Here is a 1544-nt window from a genome sequence, read left to right on the forward strand (position 1 = left end):
TGCTCGACATCGTGTCTCAGCCTAACAAGAGTCCGGATTTACCTAAACTCTTAGCCTACGCACTTGAACTTGGACGACCGTCGCCAAGCCTACCTAGCCTTCTCCGTCCCCCCATCGCAATTATAAGAAGTACGGGAATATTAACCCGTTTCCCATCGACTACGCTTTTCAGCCTCGCCTTAGGGGTCGACTTACCCTGCCCCGATTAACGTTGGACAGGAACCCTTGGTCTTCCGGCGAGGGGGTTTTTCACCCCCTTTATCGTTACTCATGTCAGCATTCGCACTTCTGATACCTCCAGCATGCCTTACGACACACCTTCAACGGCTTACAGAACGCTCCCCTACCCAGCACAATAAATTGCACTGCCGCAGCTTCGGTGTATAGCTTAGCCCCGTTACATCTTCCGCGCAGGCCGACTCGACCAGTGAGCTATTACGCTTTCTTTAAATGATGGCTGCTTCTAAGCCAACATCCTGGCTGTCTGAGCCTTCCCACATCGTTTCCCACTTAGCTATAACTTTGGGACCTTAGCTGGCGGTCTGGGTTGTTTCCCTCTCCACGACGGACGTTAGCACCCGCCGTGTGTCTCCCGGATAGTACTTACTGGTATTCGGAGTTTGCAAAGGGTTGGTAAGTCGGGATGACCCCCTAGCCTTAACAGTGCTCTACCCCCAGTAGTATTCGTCCGAGGCTCTACCTAAATAGATTTCGGGGAGAACCAGCTATCTCCAAGTTTGATTGGCCTTTCACCCCTAGCCACAAGTCATCCGCTAATTTTTCAACATTAGTCGGTTCGGTCCTCCAGTTGATGTTACTCAACCTTCAACCTGCCCATGGCTAGATCACTTGGTTTCGGGTCTATATCCAGAGACTGAACGCCCAGTTAAGACTCGGTTTCCCTACGGCTCCCCTAAACGGTTAACCTTGCCACTGAATATAAGTCGCTGACCCATTATACAAAAGGTACGCAGTCACATAACAAGTATGCTCCTACTGCTTGTACGTACACGGTTTCAGGTTCTATTTCACTCCCCTCACAGGGGTTCTTTTCGCCTTTCCCTCACGGTACTGGTTCACTATCGGTCAGTCAGTAGTATTTAGCCTTGGAGGATGGTCCCCCCATATTCAGACAGGATATCACGTGTCCCGCCTTACTCGTTTTCACTGATGATGAGATGTCGGTTACAGGGCTATCACCTTGTATCGCGCCACTTTCCAGAGGCTTCACCTGTCTCATTAAAAGCTTAAGGGCTAACCCAATTTCGCTCGCCGCTACTTTCGGGATCTCGGTTGATTTCTCTTCCTCGGGGTACTTAGATGTTTCAGTTCTCCCGGTTTGCCTCGCTGCGCTATGTATTCACGCAGCGATACTAGCTTATGCTAGTGGGTTTCCCCATTCAGAAATCCCAGACTCAAAAGGTTTTTACTACCTAATCTGGGCTTATCGCAAGTTAATACGTCTTTCATCGCCTCTGACTGCCAAGGCATCCACCGTGTACGCTTAGTCACTTAACCATACAACCCCAAGAGGTTTCGTATGG

General features: G+C 50.0%; 1 rRNA gene. It reads right to left on the reverse strand.

Annotated features, from left to right (window positions below):
- Positions 1 to 1518: ribosomal RNA gene (locus PX700_RS21945) — 23S ribosomal RNA — on the reverse strand; the annotation flags it as partial.
- Between the last annotated feature and the right edge of the window lie 26 nt (positions 1519 to 1544).

This window comes from Pseudoalteromonas sp. TP27, from assembly GCF_056470645.1.